General features: G+C 59.0%; 8 protein-coding genes. 5 read left to right on the top strand and 3 right to left on the bottom strand.

Annotation, left to right across the window (positions count from 1 at the left end; all coding sequences use genetic code 11):
• Positions 1–4 precede the first annotated feature (4 nt).
• Positions 5–394, bottom strand: coding sequence for a winged helix-turn-helix transcriptional regulator (locus AB4Z52_RS24055; protein ID WP_442220412.1), 390 nt, complete (start codon positions 392–394; stop codon positions 5–7).
• An 85-nt stretch (positions 395–479) separates the two neighbouring features.
• On the opposite strand from AB4Z52_RS24055, the gene AB4Z52_RS24060 reads away from it, so the two are divergent.
• The 3 genes from AB4Z52_RS24060 (at position 480) to AB4Z52_RS24070 (ending at position 3,046) form a co-directional block, all read left to right on the top strand.
• A complete protein-coding gene (locus AB4Z52_RS24060) occupies positions 480–1,334 on the top strand; it encodes an SDR family oxidoreductase (protein WP_442220413.1) in 855 nt (284 codons plus the stop codon).
• A 283-nt stretch (positions 1,335–1,617) separates the two neighbouring features.
• The gene (locus AB4Z52_RS24065; RefSeq protein WP_442220414.1) at positions 1,618–2,121 is read left to right on the top strand and encodes a carboxylesterase family protein; all 504 of its coding nucleotides are present in this window, start codon (positions 1,618–1,620) and stop codon (positions 2,119–2,121) included.
• Positions 2,081–3,046, top strand: coding sequence for a carboxylesterase family protein (locus AB4Z52_RS24070; RefSeq protein ID WP_442220415.1), 966 nt, complete (start codon positions 2,081–2,083; stop codon positions 3,044–3,046). The genes AB4Z52_RS24065 and AB4Z52_RS24070 overlap by 41 nt, the downstream gene beginning before the upstream one ends.
• A gap of 75 nt (positions 3,047–3,121) precedes the next feature.
• On the opposite strand, the gene AB4Z52_RS24075 is transcribed toward AB4Z52_RS24070, so the two are convergent.
• Positions 3,122–3,490: an MmcQ/YjbR family DNA-binding protein gene (locus tag AB4Z52_RS24075; protein ID WP_442220416.1), complete on the bottom strand. Its 369-nt coding sequence runs from the start codon at positions 3,488–3,490 to the stop codon at positions 3,122–3,124.
• A gap of 139 nt (positions 3,491–3,629) precedes the next feature.
• Positions 3,630–3,959 (bottom strand): hypothetical protein, encoded by a 330-nt coding sequence (locus AB4Z52_RS24080; protein ID WP_442220417.1) that lies wholly within the window; start codon positions 3,957–3,959, stop codon positions 3,630–3,632.
• Positions 3,960–4,481: 522 nt separating this feature from the next.
• On the opposite strand from AB4Z52_RS24080, the gene AB4Z52_RS24085 reads away from it, so the two are divergent.
• Positions 4,482–5,462 carry a 3'-5' exonuclease gene (locus AB4Z52_RS24085; protein WP_442220418.1) on the top strand — a complete coding sequence of 327 codons (981 nt, stop codon included), beginning with the start codon at positions 4,482–4,484 and terminating at the stop codon, positions 5,460–5,462.
• A gap of 171 nt (positions 5,463–5,633) precedes the next feature.
• Complete coding sequence (locus tag AB4Z52_RS24090) at positions 5,634–5,780, top strand: DUF1127 domain-containing protein (protein WP_442220419.1); 147 nt, start codon at positions 5,634–5,636, stop codon at positions 5,778–5,780.
• Positions 5,781–6,125: the final 345 nt, after the last annotated feature.

Here is a 6,125-nt window from a genome sequence, read left to right on the forward strand (position 1 = left end):
CTTTTCACGTCTCGGGGTTTTGTGGCGGTGAGGATGTCTCGGAAAACATGCGCTCGGCCCATCCGGCCAGCGCCTCTACATGGTGTCCTGCCTCCTTGCCGATCGCGGTTAACGTGTATTCGACATGAGGCGGCACCACAGGGAGGCTCTTCCGGTCAACCAGACCATCGGCCACGAGATTTTGCAGCGTCTGTGCGAGCATCCGCTCGCTGACCCCGCTCAATTTTCGCCTGATCTGGTTGAATCGCAATGTCCCCGGCAGAAGCGCGACAAGCGTCAAGACGCCCCATTTGCTGGTGATATGATCCAGCACCGCGCGCGATGGACATTGCGGATCGAAAACGTCGGCCAGTTGCGGATTGGCATTCGAAAGATCAGAGAGTTGACCGGTCATTCTACACTAACCTTTTTGTACGTACTTACTATCTGCAAGCTAGCGGCATATCTGTCCTTTCGCAACCAAAAAGGAGTATTGCAATATGTACGCAGTTACAGGTGCCTCGGGCCAACTCGGCCGTCTCGTTCTCGACGATCTGCTCACCAAAGTCGCGGCCGACTCTGTCGTGGCGTTGGTACGCGACCCCGCAAAGCTCTCGGCCTATGCCGATCGCGGCGTGACGGTGCGCGCGTTCGACTATAGCAAGGAGGAGACGTTGGTCCCGGCACTGAAAGGGGTCGAACGGCTATTGCTGATCTCGTCGAATGAAATCGAAAGCCGCGAGACGCAGCACCGTGCCGTTATCAATGCAGCAAAGGCGGCCGGTGTCGGCTTCCTCGTATATACCAGCACCCTGAATGCCGATCACAACCCACTGGAACTGGCCATCGATCATCGCACGACTGAAGCGGTGATCCGGGAGAGTGGCATCCGCTACGCTTTTCTGCGCAACGGATGGTACACCGAAAATTACACCGTAAGTTCAGCTTTGGAGATCGCGCATGGTGGCGTGATCGGCAGTTCGGGTGAAGGGCGCATTTCGTCCGCGAGCCGCGCCGACTACGCTGCTGCTGCTGTGGCGGTTCTGACCGGTCCAACGGATGAAGACCGCACGCTCGAGCTGGCGGGAGATGCCAGTTTCACCATGGCGGAGTACGCGGCCACGCTCGCCGAGGTCGGCGGTAAACCTGTCACCTATACCAACTTGCCTGAAGCACACTATCGCGCGGCGCTTGAGGGCATGGGTGTGCCCGCGCCGTATCCCGCGCTCCTGTCGGAAACCAGCGCCAAGGCCGCCGACGGCGTACTGTTCGACGAGAGCGGAACCCTGGGTGCGCTGATCGGGCGCCCGACTACTCCGTTGATCGAGACGGTCCGGGCGGCGGTCGCGACCTGATCCGGTCCTGCCACAAGCCGATGCGAGCACGTTCACCTACGTGTGGACGTGCTCGCATCGCGCCTGTTGGAAAACACGTGATCGTCGGGCATCGTTCGGCAGCCTGACGGAACACCTCTCTACACGCTTTGCAATGCTCGAAAATCACTGCCGGATTGCCAGAATATTCCTTTGAATGCATTTGCCCAACGCGGCGCCGATCATCGTTTTAAGGTCAATATTTGCTGGCAGATAGCTGATGTAACAACCACGGAAATCTCTGTTCAAGGGAAGGCCCGAACGCATGACTGATACAGATACCGCTGCCCACTCGATCCGCTCCTGGCTGGGTATCCCCTACGCCATCGCAGAACGCTTCCGCCGGCCGGTCTTGCTGCCGTTCAATCCGGACCGGCCCTACGACCAGAAGGGAGCCGCGCCGCTGCAAGCTGGTAATATCAGCTGGCTCGAAGCCGACAACGGACTGAGCGAGGACTGCCTGAACCTCAACGTCTGGGCACCCGAAGACGCAGGCGAAAAACCGCTTCCCGTGATCGTCTATATCTTCGGCGGCGGGTTCGAAATGGGTGCGAATACCCAGACCACTTCGAACGCCTCGGGCCTTGCGGCCACTGGCCGCGCCATCGGGGTATCTCTGAACTACCGGCTCGGCCCGTTCGGATGGCTCTCGCTTTCTCAATATGAGGGCGTGTTCGCGGACGCCACAAACCTTGGCATTCAGGACATCATCGCCGCACTCATGTGGGTTGCAGGAGAACATTGCCCACTTCGGCGGCGACCCCCGTAACGTTACCGTAACCGGCCACAGCGCCGGCGCATATTGCGCAACTGCGCTCATCGCCGCCTCTGCGGCAGACGGCCTTTATCACCGTATTGCGGCATTCTCCGGCGGTGCGTCCCGCATCGTGCCTGCCTGGTGGGCCGAGGAGCTTGCGATCGCTTTCCTCACCGAACTCGGCATCGCGGGCGATCCCGAACAACTGCTCACGCTGGATGCGAAGCACCTGGCTGAGACATTCATCAAGGTCAGCCCTCGTGACTTCGGGCAGAGGCAGAGCATCGATTGCACCACGACCAGCATTGTCGATGATCACGCGCAGCCTGGCGGCGTGCTGACCGGCCATCCGCTGCGTATCCTCGAGTCCGGGAGGCGCCCTGAGATCGACATCCTGTTCAGCAGCACCACCCACGAAGTCGACTGGTACGTCATGAACGACCCGGCGTTCGACCCCGGCACCATCGACAATATCGTCGATGTGTTTGCCTCAAGGGGCCGCATCCCCCGAAGCCGTGCCCGGCGCATTGTTGCCGCCTACAACGTCAATGGACGCACTCCTGCCGAGGTTCGCGGGGCATTGTATACCGACTATTCCTTCACCCTGCCTGCCGCCCGTGCGGCCCTCGCGCACGCTGCGGCAGGCGGCAAGGCCCGCCTGCTGACGGTCGGACCGGTAAAAGGCGCGCCAGCCGTGCACGGCACGGAGATGTACGGCATCGTCGGCCAGCAACGCCCCGGGCAGAGTGACGAGCAGGCCAGCCGGGACACCTTCGTCCGCGATACTCTCCTGGACTTCGCTGCTGGCAATCACGATCGGCTTTGGAAAGTCGTGACCACAGAACCCATCTCACACGGCATCGGCAACCCACCAAATGACCCCACGGCCCATGCGGCCGAAGTCCTGCGTACCTTCGCAGGTATCGAAAGGACCTGAACTGTCTTGAGGGACACGATCGGATGTGGGGAGTCTGTAGACGATGCGCCTGAAGCCGTACGTTCCGAAGGCGCGCTACGTTGGCCGATCACGCCTGGGCAAGGTTGCCACCACCAGTTTGTAGGCGTCGGTCACCAGTTCGGTGACGAAATCCTGCGTGATGTCGGCGCCGGCGGCGATCGAGATCCAGTGCCGCTTGTTCATGTGATAGCCCGGCGTGACCGTGTCGTAAATCTCGCGCAGCATTATCGAGCGCTCTGGATCGCACTTCAGCGTGACGATTTTTTTGCCGGCCACCTCGGTCGTCATGGCGAAGACCTTATTCTTCACTTTGAACACGTCATATTCCGGGCCGAAGGGCTGAGTGCAGGTCGCATCGGGCAGCCGCGTGGCAAGGTTGGCTACGATCTGCTGGATGTTTCCACCGGTAATAGACTTGCTCATGTTGACCCTCGTTCTATTTTTGCCGCAGGAGGCGATATCGTGCCGGCATCTGCCGGATTGTCAAAGATCGCAGCATGGAACGGTCACCCATGTCTCGACGCTTCTGACGTCGAGGGACCGATGCCACTCTAGCGATCGGCTAACCGCTACACCACGCTGTCATCTTGATTTTACGGATCAAGGCTCCTGTGATATCGGTTAGCCTGTTCAGACCAATTGGAACAGCCAGCATTTTCTTATTACAATTCGTATCGCCGAAAAAGGACGAGCCGTCCGCGACAGGATCATCTGTTCGGCCGCTGCTGTTGTGCAGGACAAAGGCCTTGCACATACGACACTTGGGGATGTGAAGGCTGTCGCCAGGATTAGCAGCAGCCAACTTTTCCACTATTTTCCAGATGGAGGGGCGGCGTTGTTTCCCGCCGTTGCCTCTTTCGAGATCGTTCGGTTTTTCGACGAACAGGAACACTGGCTACAAACCCTTACCGAAGTGCTCAAAAGTCACATAGGGGCTCCGCCGCGCTGGAGCTGAGAGGCGCAGTGGGCGCAAAAGCTCGCCACATTAATGGCCTGAGCCAACGCGGCGGCTGATGACTGAGGTCTTCGAGCCCACTTCCTGCAAGGCGTTCATATTTATCGGCCCAAAAGCGGTACTGCTGCGACCGCTGGTTTAAAAGCGGACCCGTGCGCCGGGGGCTGTCGGTCCCGGTTTCCGGCGTTGCCGTCGCTACGCTGAACCTCCTGCGGCAACCCTTTTAACCGGTCTTGCGGGAGGCGAACGGCTTTTGCAGTTCCTGCTACAGCTGGTATGCCCTTCCTATTTTTGGGCGCTTCTGCGCAACGACCCAAGAACTGTCACTGCGTGAAACTGCGCCATCGTAAACCTTGCTCGACAGATTGGCTGAAATCGCCTCCTCACCAACAAGGTTGATCTGCCGATCGTGCCGTGTTTTGAAGTAAGAGAATTGTCGGTGGGGCTTTGACAACAGGAATGGCACAACAGTTTGACATGTTTTCGGAGCAGGTTCCGCGCGACGATTTGGTCACGCGTGCCGCCTCCAGATTAGCCAAGCCCGAACAGCCTGCCGTCCCCATGAGTGAAGATGACATGGTCCGGCATCTCTCTGAGACGGGCCGCTACCGCATCCTCACGAAAATGGTGCCGCGCGTGGTCGCGCCAAACCCGCGCCCGGAATATCCCCTCAAAGGTATTGTCCTTGACACCGAGACCACGGGCCTCAATGCGCGCAAGGATGAGATCATCGAGATTGGCGTGATCGCTTTCACCTTCGATGCGACAGGAAGCATCGGTGACGTGACCGGCATCTATGGTGGGCTTCAACAGCCGAGCGTTTCCATTCCCTCCGAAATCACCAGGCTCACCGGGATCACCGATGATATGGTGGCCGGGCAGTCAATCGATATGACTGCGTTGCGGGCGCTGATTGAACCGGCTGATCTGCTGATCGCCCACAATGCCGGTTTCGACCGGCCCTTCTGCGAGGCATTTTCTCACCTGTTTTCCGGCAAGGCCTGGGCTTGCTCCAACTCTGAGATCGACTGGTCGTTGCGGGGATATGAAGGCACCAAGCTCGGATATCTGCTCGGGCAAGCAGGATATTTTCATGAGGGTCATCGTGCGGTCGACGATTGCTTTGCCCTTCTGGAGGTCCTGGCTCGAGAAATCGACGGACCGGCTTCCACCGCTTTCGCCGAGCTCTATGAAGCAAGCCAAACTTCGCGTGTGCGGATCTTTGCAGAGAACAGCCCGTTCGACATGAAGGACCACCTGAAGGCGCGAGGCTATCGCTGGTCCGACGGAAGCGACGGCCGTTCCAAATCCTGGTGGATCGAGGTTGGGGAAGAAGCGCTCGATGATGAGCTGCGCTATCTCAGGGCCGAAATCTACCGCTATCCAGACGCCGATCCACCAATCACACACCTCACTGCCTTCGACCGGTTCCGGGCCTGATCGCTCCCTTCAGCCCATCTTCTGATTGGACCCATGCTTTGAGCGCATGTCCGACCTGAGACCTTGTGCCTTATTGACGGGCGGGCAAGGGCCTATATCCCAATCATCGAAACGACGTTGGGCCCAAAGCAAGGKTGCTGGCGTCAAGAGACCTCACGAAAGGGGATCATCATGAACGTAKCACGCTCTTTCAGCACTTGGCGCAAGTATCGTCAGACCGTTACCGAACTCGGCCGCATGAGCTCGCGCGAGCTGCAGGACCTCGGCATCGATCGCGCCGACATTCACAGCGTTGCCCGCGCATCGCTCGCTCGCTAAGCGACTGTTTCTGAGCCAACCTGAATGACAATACGCCCGCTGATGCCGCGGGCGTTTCTGTGTCTGGCCCACCGCGAGACGCTGTGCTGGAGACTTCTCGTTTTAGAACGATGCCATGCGCTTTTCGCATAGCTGCACTGCAGCAAAGTCTATTTAATGTGCGGAAGGAATGGGTATTCTGGTCTTCATCGAAGCGATGCACCTCCTCCCGCAGAGCTTCGATTTCAGACGGCCCACTCCTCCTCCCGAGGGACGTCTGTCGGAACAGCGGCACTCCTCCTCCCAGCCGTTGTTCGGTTCTTTTCGGAAAGCCTGCCGCACCTCCTCCCGCGGCAGGCTTTTTCG

Source organism: Rhizobium sp. 2YAF20 (assembly GCF_052114685.1).
Taxonomy (GTDB): domain Bacteria; phylum Pseudomonadota; class Alphaproteobacteria; order Rhizobiales; family Rhizobiaceae; genus Rhizobium.